The following is a 14,421-nucleotide window of genomic DNA, read 5'->3' as shown; positions in this document are numbered from 1 at the left end:
TTTCCGGCCCGCGGAATTATCTTGCAGCTTATGCAAGCAGAAATAGCCCAGGCGCTGGCGGGTCTCAACTTCACGGCCATCGACTTTGAAACCGCCAATGAGCGCCGCGACAGCGCCTGCGCCGTGGGCGTGGTGCGGGTGCAGAATGGCCAAATTGTGGAAGAGTTTCAAACGCTGCTGCGGCCCCGCGTGCTGCGCATGGACTGGCGCAACCAGCAGGTGCACGGCATTGCCGAGGCCGACCTGCACCACGCCCCTTCCCTGGCCGACGCCTGGCCCATGCTCCTCCCCTACCTGCACCAGCAGGCCGTAGTGGCCCACAACTCGGCCTTCGATGTGAGCGTGCTCGAACACACCTGCCGCGATTTTGGCCTGTCCGTACCCGCCTTCCACTGCCTGTGCTCGGTGAAGCTCGCCAAGCTGTGTTGGCCGCAGCTGGAGCGCCACCGGCTCAACTATGTGGCCGCGCACTTCGGCATTCCCCTCAACCACCACGACGCCCTTTCCGATGCCCGCGCCTGCGCCGAAATCACGGTTCAGGCTTTCCGCTCGGGGGCTCATTTGCCCCTGTGCTACAAGCAGCGGGAACTCACGGCCGGGCTCGCCGCCCGGGCCGCGAAAGCTGCCAAAAAGGTTTTTGCCGGCTCTAATTAGGTTTTTACTTCCTCAATTATGCTTGGTCGTGGTGAGCGCCAAGCCCTCTAAAACAGCACCGCCACCTGCATGCGGCCGGTGTGCACGGTGTTAAGGCCGCTGGCCTTGCGGCCGTCGTAGGCCAGCGTTATGTTCAGGCCGTTGCTGAGGCGCTGCTCCACATTCAGGTTCCAGGTGAAGTTGCTGCCGGGGCGCAGGGCGTTAAGGATTTCGATGGCGACCACCGAATTGGGGTTGGTGCCGTCGAATTTTACGCGGGTGTAGCGGGTACCCGCCGTGAGGGTCCGCTTGTTTACCTGACTGAGGCGGGTTTCCACGCCCAACTCGTCGAAGGTGCCGGGGTTTAGCTCGGCTTCCGGGATGTCAAGCGTATTTTGCTTGCGGGTGTGCAGGTAGGTGCCGGTGAGGCGCAGGGCCGGCGTGGGCTGGTAGCTGATTTCGGGCTGCACCGTGTAAATCAGCAGGCGGTAGTTGCGGGTGGGCAGGTAGCTGCTGGTCGATTCGCGGATGTCGCGCGAACCGGTGAGCCGGGCCGTGAACGAGGTAGTGAGCGTGCGGCGCACCAGCAGACTCTGGGTGCTGAGGTTGCGCAGGTCCACGCCCTGGGCCAGCAGGGTTTTTTGCTGGGTTTGCTGCACGGTCAGCTCCGAGCCAAAAATTGGGTTCGACCGGTTGAAATACAACGTATTGCGCACCAACTGATTAAAGGCCAGCAGCTGGTCGTCCTCCTTGTCGTAGCTCAGCGGGCTGAGGCGCGAGAGCAGCGAAGGGTCGGTGGTGCGGCGGTCGACGGTGATGCTGGTGAGCGTGGCAAACCGGGCGGCGGCTGCCCGCCAGCCGCCGGCTTCACGCCAGCCGCGCGGGGCGGCCGTAGTCAGGCGGTAGCTCAGGCGGTTGGTGAAGGCCGTGATGTAGTCGGCCGTGGGCAGAAACACCTTGATGAAGGTGCGGAACTGCGCATCGGTGGTTTGGGCCTCAAAAAACTCGTCTTTCTGCTGCTGCCCGTCGCCGTTGGTATCCACAAAAAAGTGCGTGCCCAGGCCGGGCGGCACGGCAATAAAGGAGAAGTCGCGCCTCAACTCCCGACCCGTGGCCACGCTGTAGCTCAGCTCGGAGCGGATTTGGTTTTGCAGCAGGCTGGCGTTGTAAAACACCTGGCCCAGCACGGTGCGGTTGCGGGCCAGGCCCAGCGAATCCAGGTCGCGGTAGGTAGCCAGCAGGCGCAGGTCCTGGGTTTTGCCCAAGCGTGAGGCCAGCGTGGCCTGCCAGGTTTGGGCGGTGCCGCGCCGTTGCAGGGCGTTTTGCTCGGCGTTGGGGGTTTGGTCGCGGCGGTAGCTGTAGTCCAGGCGGTACTGGGTGCGGGCCGAGTCGCGGCTTTGCAGAAACACGTTGTGCTCGTCGAAATAATTAGCCGAGCGGATGGTATCCGTCGAGGCCGAACTGACGCGGTTTTTATCGAAGCGGTAGGTGTAGCCGGGCACCACTTTGCCGCCCACGTACCGGCCCGTGGCCTCGCCCCGCGCCCAGTCGGACTGGAAGCGGCCGGCGCTGGAGTTGAGCACGAACAGCGAGCCGCGCATTTCCAGGTTGCCCACTTTTTGGGCCGCATCCAGCCAGTGCTGCAGCCCGCTCACCTCGCCCGACCGAAAGCGGCGGCTCACCCGGTAATTCAGGTTATTATTTATGTCCTTCGCTACGCCCAGGCTGAAGTTGAAAATATTGTCGGAACGGGCCGACTGGCCGTTGGCCGTGCTTTGCAGCGGGTTGGCGGCGCTCCAGTTGCGGTCAAATTCGATGTCGCGGTAGCGGTCAATCGGCGAAAAGCGCTTGCCCGTGTACTCGTAGTCGAGGCTGGAGCGCAGGCGGTAGTTGCGCAGCACGCCCCCGGCCAGGGCGGCGGGCAGCCGGCGGTCCTGCACCACGTAGCCCATGCGCATGGCCCCGTCCTGGTCGCTGTCGGTCGAGAAGCGGTTGCGGTCGAGCCGCGAGCGGGCCGCGTCGAAAAACACCGTCGTGCTGCTGTCAATCTGGTAGCTCAGCCCGCCCGATATCATCTGCTTCAGCAGCGGCGTCGGGATGCGGCGTACCGGCTGGTAGCGGCCCTGAGCTACCCCCGCAATGGGGTCCACATATTTATACACCCGGCCGTTGCTAGTCTGGTCGGCCACATCGTTCGAAAGGATATAGTCGCCATTCCCCTGGCCCACGTCGGTAAACCGCACCGAATACACGCCCCCGAGCGTATCAGCCCCCACGGCACGGCTGAACCGGCCGGTAGCCGGGTCACGCTTATACAGCACCTGCGTACTCGTATAGGCCACCGAATCGGCCCCCGGCGCCACCGCGAAGGCCACGTTGCCGGCCTGCTGCAACCGCGCCCGCAAGGTGTCGTTCAGGTTGAGGTTGGGGGCGTTGTCGGGGTTGTCAGATTCCTGGTAAATGTTGCCGCGCACGCTCAAACGGCCCAGCTGCTGGTAGTGGCTGGCCGTGAGCAGCGAGCGGGCGTAGTTCAGGTCCGAGTACTCAAAATCAATCTTAATGCGCGAATTGCGGGTGATGAGGTGGCGCGGCGTAAACGTGACTTCGGCCAGGTTGTAGTCGATGATGTAATCAGCATCGAAGCCGCGGGTTTGCAGGCGCCCATCAAGGTAAACCCGCTCCGAATTGGCCAGCACGATGATAAACTGCTCGCCATTGGGGCCACTGAGGCGGTACGGGCCCTGCACGTTTTCGATGGGCGCCACGTCGGTGCTGGCAAACTTGCCCTTGGCCACGCCGCCCGCCGCCGAGGTCGACGACTGCCACGCCACGCCCTTGCGCACGCCCGAGCTGCTCACCGTAGCGCCAGTCACGGGCGCCCCATCGCCGGCCGGCATCTGGCGGTTGGGGTCGGTGAGCTGGGGCTGGCTGATGGCTGGCGGGTTGAGCGTGGCCGGCGACGGCCCGGTGGGGTACTGCCCCGGCAAACCGGCCGGCACCTGCCCCACCGCCCCGTTCAAAAACACGGTATTCGACACGCCCGGTGCGGCCCCCAGCCCGGCCAGCCCCACGATGGGCGGCCCAAAATTGGCCTCAGCGGCGGCGCCCTGGATGTTTTTGTAGTAGCGCAGGAAATAGTCGGGCTTGTTGCGCAGCACCACGTCGCCGGCCGTCAGGTTCCAGTTGGGGTTGGTGAGGGTGATAAAAATCCGGTCGAACTGCTGAAGCTGCTGCGTGTTGCCTTCGGGCTGAAACGGCACGCTCTGGTCGGAAATGGCCGCCGTGAGGTTGATGTTTTCGGCCAGCTTGCCTTCGAGCTGTAAGTTCAGGGCCGAGTTAACAAACACGTTCTGGGTATTGCCGAAGCTGATGCCCCGCGCCAGATTGCCCGTTTTGTTGATGCCCGGCGTGCTCAGAATCTGCTCTTTCACCGAGAAATCCTCGAACCGCATGGGCCCGCGCTGGAAGCTCAGGCTATCCATCAGGCTACGGGGCCGGCGGAACCGGGCGGCCGACAGGCGCAACGGCAGCACCCGGTAGCACAGCAGCAAGGAGTCGGGCAGCGGCACGCCGCTGGAGTCGCGGGGTGCGGGCCGAATCCAGCGGTACTGGTCGGTGCGTGCGTCGTAGGCCACCGCCCGCCCGTCGGCCGCCACCGACGACGGCACCACGGTCAGCGTGTCAGAAAGCGTAAACGTGGTGGTGTCGCGGCCGGGCGTAAGGCGCACGTAGCGGCAGCGCCGGGTGCTGGGCGGCGGCGCCTCCCCCGAAACTGCCGGCTTTATCTGGGCCGCTGCCTCCCCTGCCACAAACCACAACGCCGCAACGAGCAGGCCCGCAAAGGGGAAGCACAGGCGTAAGCGGCGAATCATGCGGTAAAGGTCGGGAGTAGTGCGGGCACAACGCGGACGCGGAGCAGTTTCGTGCCCGAATCAGCTTCGATTAATTGTTCGCTGTTGGTTGTCAGTTGCTGGTTGTCAGTTATTAGATTGCTCGAATTAACCGACAACTGACAACCAGCAACTGACAACTAACTAGCCCGCCAGCGGCAACTCAATAAAAAATTCGGTTCCCACGCCTACTTCGGTTTCAAACCAGATGTGTCCGCCGGCGCTCTCGATGCCGCGCCGGGCCACCGCCAGGCCAATGCCCGACCCGGTTTCCTTCGTAGTAAAATTCGGCACGAACACTTTGTCGCGCACATCGTCGGCAATGCCCACGCCGTTGTCGCGGATGGTCACCCGCACGCGGTCTGCATTCACGGCTTCCAGCCATACCGCAACGTGCGGCTCGCGGCCGGGCGGCACGGCCTGACGGGCATTCAGCAGCAGGTTGTTGAATGTGCGCACCAGTAGGCTTTCATCGGCAAAAACCAGGTAATGGCCGGTTTCGGCATCGGCCGGCAAGTGCAGCTCCAGGGCACCATCGTCGGTATCGGGCTGATGCAGGGCCGCGCACCGGCGCAAAATAGTGGCTACATCCAGTCGCTCGGGGCGCATGGCCGGCAGGTTGGTGAAGTTGCTGAACGAGGTGGCAATGTCGCTCAGCACGTCGATTTGGGTGATTAGCGTCTGCGAAATCCGCCCGATAAGCTCGTCGGCATTGGCGCGACGCTCGGTAATGGCTTTTTGCAGGAATTGCAGGCTCAGCTTCATCGGCGTGAGCGGATTTTTGATTTCGTGGGCTACCTGCCGGGCCATTTCGCGCCAGGCGGCCTCTTTTTCCTGGGCCGCCAGCTCGCGCTTGCTGGCTTCCAGCTTGGTGAGCATGGTGTTGTACTCGCGCACCAACAGGCCAATCTCATCATCAGAGCTGCGGTAAACCAGCAATTCGTTCTCGCCGGTGAGCGTGGTTTTGGTGAGCTTTTCGGTGATGAGCTTGAGCGGGGCCGTGAGCTGCCGGGCGGCCAAGAAAGCCAGCCCCAGAAATAGCAGAAACATCAGCGTGAAGATGTTGAGGATGGTGGTAAACAACTCCGTCAGCTTGGTATTCAGCTCCTTTTCCGAATCGAAGAACGGAATTCCCACATAGCCCAGAATGGGGCCGGTGGGCAGGGCGGTATCGTCGGCCAGCTCCTGTTCATAGCCATTGGTCTGCGACGCCGGGCGCCGCGAGTCAGCATTTCCGGCGTTTGAGGCCCCACTCTCGCTAAGGCTACGGCCAGCCAAGTCCTCAATCACTACCTCCCCTACCTCGGCCCGAACCGGCAAGTACAGGGCGTTGAACGACAGCGAGCCAGCCTGCTCCGTGAGCAGCGCCCGCTGGCGGTTCTGCTCGCGAAGCTCCACCATGGCGTGCGGGTTCAGCAGTGGCCCCAGCAGGCCGGCCTCAAAAATCAAGGGCTGGCTGCTGGCCAGCAGTTCTCCGTGCACATTGTAAAGGTTGAGGTCGGTTTCCGTGAGGCTGGCCACGGTTTTGGCTAATACCGCCAGCGTGGGCCGGGCCGAGCTGTCGGCAAGCAGATGGCGCTGGCGGCGCAGGCTCTCCAGGGCCAGCTGCCCGCGACGCTCGTAGGTGCGGGCCAGGTCGCGCTGGTACGAGGCAATGAGCTGGCTGGCCGTGGCCACGCTCACCACCACCAACGGCACCACAATGCCCACGTTCAGCAGCAGCTGAATACGGGTGCTGAAATTGAGCCGCAGCCGCGCCACCGGCTGGCCCCGCAACAACAGCAGCAGCACGGTGGCCAGCAGCCAGAAAAAAGACGAAGTCAGAAATTGAAACGAGAAATTGGCCAGCCAGTCGCCCGGCGAGTACGTGGCCGTAGTCACCACCACAGTCCGGTCGGCGGAACCGCGTACCGCATAGTGATGGTAGCCCGCGCGACTTACACCGCCCTCAAACAGCCGCTTATCCGCCAGCAAGCCGGCAGGCAGGCTGTTGGCATAGTCAAAATCACCCTCACTGTATACCAGCTGGTCTTTGGTGTAGCCCGCATAGCTCAGCTCGGTGGCCAGTCCGGGCTGAAAATACTTCTGGTCGACCAACAGCTCCGGCAGCACACTGTAGGTGGTAAGCTTTTTCAGCGTCAGCTCCACGCGCACCGCGCCCCGCGGCAGGCCAAACCCATTGACGCGGGCACCGGGCACCGCGATTTGGGCCACGTAGCGCCGCGAACTGAACGGGTTGGCCGAATGCAGCAAGTACACGCCGCGCTGGTCGGTGGTGCTGGCGGTGCGTTCCAGCTCTGCCCTGGCTACTACCAGACCAGGCGTGCCGGGCGGGGCTCCCCAGGGGCTGCCGGCCGCGTCGTAGAGCGTGATGCTGCTTTCGTATTTATCAAAATAGTCGCCCAGATATTTTTGGGCAATGCGCTGGCGCACGGCCTCGGGCTGCCCAAACGCCGCCGACATTGAGCGCTGCACGAAGGGGTCGCGGGCAATTTGACGCATGCGCTCACCCAACTCAAATTCGCCGTAAAAATCATTGTCAATCAATAGATTGCCCGCTATTCGTTGCTTGTCAACAATTAATTGCCGCTCAAAATGCTCGTACAAAGCCAGCGCGCCCGTGGCTGAAGCCAACCCCAGTAGCAGCACCACCAGCACCGAGGCCTGGTAGCTGCCCGTGATGGCCTCGGCCCGCAGGTTCAGGGCCCGCACCAACGATGCGAACAGCAGCAGCACCCCCGCCAGCAACGCCCACGACACCTCCCCGACCAGCCCCACGCCCAGCACGGGCAGCGCCAGCAACGCCGGCCCCCACAGCAACACCCGCCGGGGCACTTGCCGCAACAGCGCGCCTGCCAGCTGGGTCAGGCCAAAAAATCCGACCAGCCAGGCCGCCGTGTGCAGCAGCACTGCCAGAGCCAGCAGCAGCCAGTTTCCCGTTATCTGCAGGTTGCGGGTAAGGTCCAGGCTCAGCTGCGAGCTACCAAACGCGGTGATGTAATAGGAGAACAAAAGTGCCAGCCACGTCCAGAAAGTGACTCCCATGCCCACCACGGCCAATGCCAGCTCGCCCGGTGTGCGCGGCACTGGCACCCGTTCCATCACCCGCAGCTTTTGCCACAGTGCCAGAAACCCCGCAGCTACCAGCAGCGCCAGCAGCGCATTCAGCAGCAAGTCGCCCAGCGAGGGGGCCCACCACGAAGCCGCGTACACCCGCGGGTCAAACAGCTGAAATTCGATAAATGAGTAGGGCAGCCCTAGGTACAGCAGCGCAGCCCGCAGCAGGGCCAACGGCACCACCAGCACGACTACCGCAGCCCCAAAACGGCCTTTGCTCCACCAGCGGCGGGCCAACAGCAGCCACCCCACTGCAAACAGTAAGCTGCCCAGGGCCAGCAACACCAGCGGCAGGTATTGCCCCGTCAGCAAATTGGTTTGCAGCCGTTTGATGGAAAACAAGTACCGCCCGTTCTCCGCATTAATTCGCGCCAGGCCGGTAGCCGCGCTATCCACTACCACTTGCAGCTGCATTCCCCGAAACAGCACCTGCTCGCCCCCCTCCAGCAAATAGCGGTTATTGATGCTGTAGCGCCGCTCCAGGGGCAAGTAGGTTATTATCTGGAACCGTCCCGCCGGGCGCGCTAACATCAGATAGGCGCCCACGTCGTTTTCCACGCCTCTTTCACCGCTAAAGTTCGCCGAGCTGGATTCCGGCCGCAGCGTGGCGTCGGACCAATAGCGCAACTCGCCATTTTCCAGCACGCAGGTTGGATAGGTAGTTTGCTTCAGTAGCTGCTGGAAGCTGTAAGGCCCTTGCGCCAGCCGCACCGCCACCGAATCTGCTTCGCGGCGGGCCACGGCGGCAGCATCGCGCACCAGCTGCTGCAAGCGCTTCACATCGGTGCGCTGCACCACGCCCGGCTCCTGGGCATAACGACTGGCGAGGTATCCACCCAAGAAACACAGTCCCGCCACCAGCAGCAACAGCCAGGGCAAACGACGCCACGCGGGAAGTTGAACCACCTTTTCTGCTGGGTTTCTTTAAGGAAATATCAAAAAATGCTCGGGCAAAGCACTCAGCCAACAGTTGAGTTCCTTGCCCACGCAGCCGACAAGATAAGACCCTGAACCGCCGCCATTCACCCACCAGTCCAACAACCGGCCAAAAACTGCTTCGAATTTATCGGGTCTGGGCTTTCCGCAAAATCCGCGCCTAACAAAAATGCCGCCCAATGGCGGCATTTGTTCTACTTTGACTCAACGCTCCTAGGTGGCCTTAGCATGCCTGAAACGCCGAAGGCGAGCCGGCTACTACTTCTTGGCCGCTTTCGGGTGCGTGCGACGATACCAGAAATAGCCCACGGCGCCCATCAGAATGTAGGGCACGGTCATCATGTACACGATGCCTTTGTTGAGGCCGGCCACGTCGTAGTCGTCGCGCTCCTGACGCGCCGACTCTACCTGCGTCTTACACATAACGCACTGGGCACTGGCCGCGAGGGGCGCCAGACTCAGCAACACCCCCAGCAAAAGGGCAAAAGCGGAAGCAACTAGGGTCTTTTTCATGGTATTAGAACACGAGGACAGCGGCAAAGTTTCCCGTTTATTTAGGTCTTCGCCTTTTGTTGAACCTAAGTATAATAAGGCGAAATCATTAGGTAAACGATAACGCCGGTCACGGAAACGTACAGCCAGATTGGAAACGTCCACCGCGCGATGGCCTTGTGCTTGGTGTATTGGCCCGTTAGAGCGAAATACAGGGTAAACAGCACGAGGCCCACCGTCACCACGGCCAGCGCAATGTGCGTGAGCAGCAAGAAAAAATAAGCATAGCGAATTGCTCCCTCACCGCCGAATTTCACACTGTCGGCCTGCGAATGGTAGGCCACGTACGAGAGCAGGAAAAGCCCGCCCAGCGCAAACGCAGTACCCATCATGGCGCGGTGGCGCAGCACCTGCTTCTGACGGATAAAGTAGTAACCCGCCACCAAGCAAATAGCAGTGAGTGAGTTCAATATAGCATTCAGACCCGGCAGCGAGGATACATCAACACCGGAAATACGGAACAGCTTGGGGAAGGAAAACAGCACCGCCACCAGCAATGGCACCACTACGCCCAGCGTGCCCAGAATAATTTTGTAGCGCGTATAGTCGCCCGGTGCCAGCACGGGGGGCTGCAATTGCTCCGCAGAGGCACTGGTATTAGTGGGGGTGTTCATAGTCGTAGAGTTGCACGGTCACTTCCGTAAGTAAGCGGTCGATTTCGCGTCCGTCGGTACCGTTGTAAATGCCTCGTACCCGGCGTTGATTGTCAATCAATAACAGCCGGCCCGTGGGGATGTTGGCCGTATAAACCGCCCCGGCCAAGCGCTTGGGGTCGGAGGTAAGGCGGAACTCGTCCAGCATGAGGCCCCGGAGGGTATCGGCCGGGCCAGTTAGAAAGAACCACTTGCCGGCAATGCTGCCATACTGCTCGGCCAGACGGCCAAGCGAGGCGGCTTGCGTGGCAGATTCAGTGGGCAGAACAAATGTGACCAAACGCACGCGGGGCTCGCGCCGAAACTTCTCCTGCACGCGCAGCAGCTGGCGGGAAACCTGGGCACTTGCAGCGTCATCGCCATAAAATTGCGCGATGTACAGCCCATTGCTAAGCTCTTCACTGCTCACGGCCCTCCCGGACGCGGCAGGCAATTGGAAAGGTGCGACTTGGTGGAAAACAGTATCGCGCTGCCACTTCCCGCCAACCTGCGTGGAGTCCACGCGGTCGGGCAGGTAAGTAGGCAGCGCGTAACGGTTTTTGCCGAAGCTGAACAGAAATAGAAAAGCCAGTACCGGCACCAATAGCAGCAACCCCAGCAGCAGTGTTTGGCGGGGCCGCATCCGCTATTTAAACATGTTTTCCAGTACCTCGCCCACGTACGAGCCTTCGGTAATCAAAGCCACCAGCAACCATACCAGCAGCGAAACGGGTATCAGAATGGTCCAAATAAGGCCCTTGGTCTCATGCTTGAGGTGCATGAACTCAGCTACGATGTAGAAAGCCTTCAGAATCGTGAGGGCAATAAAGATGCTATTACGCAGCGTGCTGGGTTCCATGAGAAACACAAACACGAATTCTACTGCCGTAATACCGACCAGAATAAAAAACGTTTTCCAAATCCAAGCGGTATTTGGCTTGGCGATTTCCCCTTGCGGCAGGGTTTCATCAGTTGCGTGAGCAGCCATAATTATATGTTGGTTGTCTAAAAGCACTGCTTGAGGAAGCGAGGTCTTGCAACCTCCTCAGCCCGCAGCGCCGCTAGTGTTAGGAATAAGCGAAGCAGCACTGCGCTGGGCGGTGCTACTTCCTGGCACGACAAATTATACGAGGTAGAAGAAGGTGAACACGAATACCCACACCAAGTCTACAAAGTGCCAATACAGACCGATTTTCTCAATCATTTCGTAATGGCCCCGCTTGTGGAATGTGCCGTTGGAAGTGGCAATGAAGCACCAAATCAGCAAGCACACCCCCGAAAAAACGTGGGTGCCGTGAAAGCCGGTGATGAAGAAAAACAAGTCAGCAAAAAGCACCGGACCGTATTCATTCACCTGCAGGTTGGCGCCGTAAAACGTGCTGCCATCGGCCATGAGCATACCCTTCTCCGAACCGTGGATAAAGTGACTCCACTCCCACGCCTGGCTCAACAAGAAAGTAGTACCAAACAGAATGGTCCACAACAACCACTTTTGCACATCGTTCTTGTCCATGCGATGGCCCGCTTCTACAGCCAGCACCATCGTCACAGAGCTCAGAATCAGAATCATGGTCATCAACGCCACGAAGCCCAGGGGCACGTCCATGCCATGCAGGCCTGGAAAAGCATTGAACACTTTATCCGGAACCGGCCACCAGCGGGTACTGAAGACGAATTTTTCCGCCGCTCCGGTAAACACTTCGTGCTTGTGACGGATGAGGCCGTAAGTGGTTAGAAAGGCAGCGAAGGTAAAGGCATCAGAAAGAAGGAAGAACCACATCATCAGCTTGCCGTAGCTCGCCTTGAATGGTTCGTTGCCGCCATCCCAGTTGCCAGTGCGTGGAGCGTCTTGAGTAGCGGAGGCAGCAGGGGGCTGCAAAGTGGTGGGTTGGGCCATAGCGGACAGCGTAACGTCGTTTTAGTGGTTCAAAAGTAAGAACAAATACAGGTACAGCCAAAGCCCGCCTAGGAAGTGCCAGTACAAAGTGGCATTTCCGATGGAGAGCAAGGCCCGCGAATGCACCTGATAACTAAGGACTCGCTTCAGAACAACGGCCAGAAAAACCAGGCCGGTAACGAGGTGAAAAGCATGCACGCCCATTATCACGTACACGAACGAACCGGAAGGATTGGCGTCGGCACCGCCAAAATAAGTGTTACCAGCCACCAAATCGCCAAAGCTGAAATACTGGCCCACGAGGAAAGCCAGGCCCAACCCCAAGGTGATAATCATCCCCGTTTTCACACGCCCAATTTCGTCCTTACGAGCTGAGGCATAAGCCCATTGCAGGCTGGCACTGCTCAGGCCAATTATGATGGAATTGATAAGCAGAGAGAAAGGCAGGTCGAATTCGCGCCAATTACCTTCGTCGCGCCGCACAATGTAGCCGCTGGTGAAGGCAGCAAACATCATAACAATACTGAAAATAAGCAGGACGAGCAGCACGCGCTTGGGGTGCCAGCCGAGGCCTACTTCCTTATCGGATAATGTTTCAGAAGGATTCATACTTTTAGTAGTTAGTTATTGATGGTTGGTGGTGAACAACGTTCTGGGTTTGATAGCAGCATTCACCACTAATCATTAACAATTAACCACTACATTTTGTCCAATACCAGCGCAATTTGTACGATGGGTAAATAGAGAAAGGAGGCAAACATGATGCGCAGGGCCGCCTTGCGGGACTGCGTACGCATGAGCTGCACGGTGAGCAACAGAAAAAGGACACCGCATACCACTGCCACGAGTGCTGACCAGGTGCCCGATATCTTGAACACCAGCGGCATCAGGCTCAACGGAATCAGAAGCAACGTGTAGGTCATTATCTGGAAAGCCGTACGGATGTCCCGGTTACCGGGCGAAGGCAGCATCTTAAATCCAGCCCGTTTGTAGTCATCATCGGCTACCCAGGCAATGGCCCAGAAGTGCGGAAACTGCCACATAAACTGAATACCAAAGAGCACCCAGGCTTCCACGCCGAGGTATCCGGTGGCCGCCACCCAACCGATGAGCGGAGGCAAACCGCCCGGAATAGCCCCCACGGCCACACAGATGGGCGAAATGGTTTTGAGCGGCGTATAAACAAAACCATATAAAATCAGCGAAAGCAACGAGAGCGCAGCCGTGAGCGGGTTAAAGCAATAGGTCAGCAATAACAAACCGCTCACGCCCAACAGCACGCAAAAAACCCAGCCCTCGGCCGGCGAGATAATTCCGAGCGGCAGGGGGCGCTGGGCGGTGCGTGTCATCAGCTTGTCCAGCTCCCGCTCATGAATCTGGTTGATTATGTTTGCGGAGCCGGTCACGAGCAAGCCGCCCAGCATGACCAGCAAGGCCTGCCCCCAGCCAAAGTCCCGCGCCCCCAACATATATCCGATGGCGCTCGAAAAGGCCACCGTGAGCGAAAGCCGGAATTTAAGCAGCTGAAAATAGGCGCGGGCCTTGACCATTAATACAAGTAAAAATATCATCGCGGGGCTCAGATTAGCGAGCCTTGCCCCAACGGGGCCGCAAAGTTACGCAACAACCCGATGGGGGGCATCTGTAGGCGCAATTGTTTGCGGAGTTTTCCGCGCCCGTGCCACTGCCAGCACCGCGATAAATTGGGCCCCAAACAAAACGGTAGCCAGTACCAAATGCACGGGCTGGACAACGGCTGGCAACGCAAAATAAGCCAAGACGATGCCGGCCAGGATTTCAAGCCCAACCACACCCAATATCAAAACCGCCAAACGACTCAGACGTGGCCGGGCGAGTTGCCCCAACTCGTAACAAACATAAATATTCAGCAGCAGTACCACGGCCGAAACCGTGCGATGCACATTAAAAACAGAGCCCAACTGGGCCACCCAGGTATCCCGACCCAGCCCCGCCGTCGCGTCGGCTACCATGTCCACTTGTTCCCGAACTTGCGTACCCAGTATTATCTGCCAAAACGTAAGCGCAAGAGCCGCCAACAGTCCCCATTGCAGACTGCCATTGGGAGTTTGTAATTTCAAATTTGCGCTAGCATCAGCTTCTGTTTGAGCGAAACTAACCTGCTCAATCTGCCACTGCGCCCGGTCAACCGCATACAATAGCATGGCCACGATTACCAGAGCCAATGCCATGTGGATTGTTACCATCACGGGCAGCAGGTTGGTTGAAACCACCAATGAACCCAAGTAACCCTGAACACCTGTCAGCAGAAAAGAACCAAATGCTAACCAAAAAACAGGACGGTCACGGCGCCAGTAAGGAACCGCAAAAACAACCGTCAGGAAAACAAAAACCCCAATTAGAGCGCCTAATAAACGGTTTAAATATTCAATCCAGGTTTTAACCGGATTGAAATCCGTTTCGATGTACTGGGTCGGATGCGCGAAAATATCTCCGGCTACCTGTGAGAACCCAAGTTTCTCAAGGGTTTGGGCCAGCTTCTTATTTTTGGCAACCCGCTGTGCGGTGTAGATTTCCTTGTAATCGGCGGGCAACTGGCGGGCTTCGGTTGGGGGAATCCACTGCCCGAAGCACTTGGGCCAGTCCGGGCAACCCATTCCACTGCCAGTACTCCGCACAACGCCCCCCACCAGAATAAGCAGATAAACTGAAACAACGGTCAAAATACCGACGAACCGAAACCGTTTAACCGCAGGGCTAATATGTAAATTATCCATCCTCCTTA

11 protein-coding genes are annotated in these 14,421 nt (G+C 59.2%); 1 reads left to right on the top strand and 10 read right to left on the bottom strand.

The annotated features are described in order from the left end of the window. Nucleotides 1-30 precede the first annotated feature (30 nt). Nucleotides 31-654, top strand: a complete 624-nt coding sequence (locus tag GM79_RS07305) for a 3'-5' exonuclease (protein WP_035561475.1) — start codon at nucleotides 31-33, stop codon at nucleotides 652-654. 47 nt (nucleotides 655-701) lie between these two features. Here the strand turns inward: GM79_RS07305 and GM79_RS07300 are convergent, their stop codons facing one another. The 10 genes from GM79_RS07300 to GM79_RS07255 form a co-directional block, all read right to left on the bottom strand. Beyond that, on the bottom strand, nucleotides 702-4,505 hold the full coding sequence (locus GM79_RS07300; protein WP_035561472.1) for a hypothetical protein: 3,804 nt from the start codon (nucleotides 4,503-4,505) through the stop codon (nucleotides 702-704). A 162-nt stretch (nucleotides 4,506-4,667) separates the two neighbouring features. Then, a complete protein-coding gene (locus GM79_RS24720) occupies nucleotides 4,668-8,546 on the bottom strand; it encodes a sensor histidine kinase (RefSeq protein ID WP_235183963.1) in 3,879 nt (1,292 codons plus the stop codon). Nucleotides 8,547-8,834: 288 nt separating this feature from the next. Next, on the bottom strand, nucleotides 8,835-9,089 hold the full coding sequence (locus GM79_RS07290; protein WP_035561469.1) for a hypothetical protein: 255 nt from the start codon (nucleotides 9,087-9,089) through the stop codon (nucleotides 8,835-8,837). Nucleotides 9,090-9,154: 65 nt separating this feature from the next. Then, nucleotides 9,155-9,742: a DUF420 domain-containing protein gene (locus tag GM79_RS07285; protein ID WP_081867612.1), complete on the bottom strand. Its 588-nt coding sequence runs from the start codon at nucleotides 9,740-9,742 to the stop codon at nucleotides 9,155-9,157. Next, a complete protein-coding gene (locus GM79_RS07280) occupies nucleotides 9,726-10,403 on the bottom strand; it encodes a hypothetical protein (RefSeq protein WP_035561466.1) in 678 nt (225 codons plus the stop codon). The genes GM79_RS07285 and GM79_RS07280 overlap by 17 nt, the downstream gene beginning before the upstream one ends. Nucleotides 10,404-10,406: 3 nt before the next feature. Further along, nucleotides 10,407-10,748 (bottom strand): cytochrome C oxidase subunit IV family protein, encoded by a 342-nt coding sequence (locus GM79_RS07275; protein ID WP_035561464.1) that lies wholly within the window; start codon nucleotides 10,746-10,748, stop codon nucleotides 10,407-10,409. A 135-nt stretch (nucleotides 10,749-10,883) separates the two neighbouring features. Next, entirely contained in the window at nucleotides 10,884-11,657 is a 774-nt protein-coding gene (locus tag GM79_RS07270) for a cytochrome c oxidase subunit 3 (RefSeq protein ID WP_035561462.1), read from the bottom strand. 21 nt (nucleotides 11,658-11,678) lie between these two features. Next, nucleotides 11,679-12,266, bottom strand: coding sequence for a heme-copper oxidase subunit III (locus tag GM79_RS07265; RefSeq protein WP_035561459.1), 588 nt, complete (start codon nucleotides 12,264-12,266; stop codon nucleotides 11,679-11,681). Between the two features lie 89 nt (nucleotides 12,267-12,355). Beyond that, nucleotides 12,356-13,207, bottom strand: coding sequence for a heme o synthase (cyoE, locus tag GM79_RS07260; protein ID WP_081867611.1), 852 nt, complete (start codon nucleotides 13,205-13,207; stop codon nucleotides 12,356-12,358). A gap of 66 nt (nucleotides 13,208-13,273) precedes the next feature. Continuing rightward, complete coding sequence (locus GM79_RS07255; RefSeq protein ID WP_035561622.1) at nucleotides 13,274-14,413, bottom strand: COX15/CtaA family protein; 1,140 nt, start codon at nucleotides 14,411-14,413, stop codon at nucleotides 13,274-13,276. Between the last annotated feature and the right edge of the window lie 8 nt (nucleotides 14,414-14,421).

It is taken from the genome of Hymenobacter sp. IS2118, assembly GCF_000715495.1.
In the GTDB taxonomy this organism is placed as follows: Bacteria; Bacteroidota; Bacteroidia; order Cytophagales; family Hymenobacteraceae; genus Hymenobacter.
This window is presented reverse-complemented; position numbering and strand designations above follow the sequence as displayed.

Bases quoted from the DNA above. Each gene is read 5' to 3' on its own strand.
- GM79_RS07305 (WP_035561475.1), top strand. From the start codon at position 31: ATGCAAGCAGAAATAGCCCAGGCGCTGGCGGGTCTCAACTTCACGGCC.
- GM79_RS07300 (WP_035561472.1), bottom strand. From the start codon at position 4,505: ATGATTCGCCGCTTACGCCTGTGCTTCCCCTTTGCGGGCCTGCTCGTT.
- GM79_RS07290 (WP_035561469.1), bottom strand. From the start codon at position 9,089: ATGAAAAAGACCCTAGTTGCTTCCGCTTTTGCCCTTTTGCTGGGGGTG.
- GM79_RS07285 (WP_081867612.1), bottom strand. From the start codon at position 9,742: ATGAACACCCCCACTAATACCAGTGCCTCTGCGGAGCAATTGCAGCCC.
- GM79_RS07280 (WP_035561466.1), bottom strand. From the start codon at position 10,403: ATGCGGCCCCGCCAAACACTGCTGCTGGGGTTGCTGCTATTGGTGCCG.
- GM79_RS07275 (WP_035561464.1), bottom strand. From the start codon at position 10,748: ATGGCTGCTCACGCAACTGATGAAACCCTGCCGCAAGGGGAAATCGCC.
- GM79_RS07270 (WP_035561462.1), bottom strand. From the start codon at position 11,657: ATGGCCCAACCCACCACTTTGCAGCCCCCTGCTGCCTCCGCTACTCAA.
- GM79_RS07265 (WP_035561459.1), bottom strand. From the start codon at position 12,266: ATGAATCCTTCTGAAACATTATCCGATAAGGAAGTAGGCCTCGGCTGG.
- cyoE (WP_081867611.1), bottom strand. From the start codon at position 13,207: ATGGTCAAGGCCCGCGCCTATTTTCAGCTGCTTAAATTCCGGCTTTCG.
- GM79_RS07255 (WP_035561622.1), bottom strand. From the start codon at position 14,413: ATGGATAATTTACATATTAGCCCTGCGGTTAAACGGTTTCGGTTCGTC.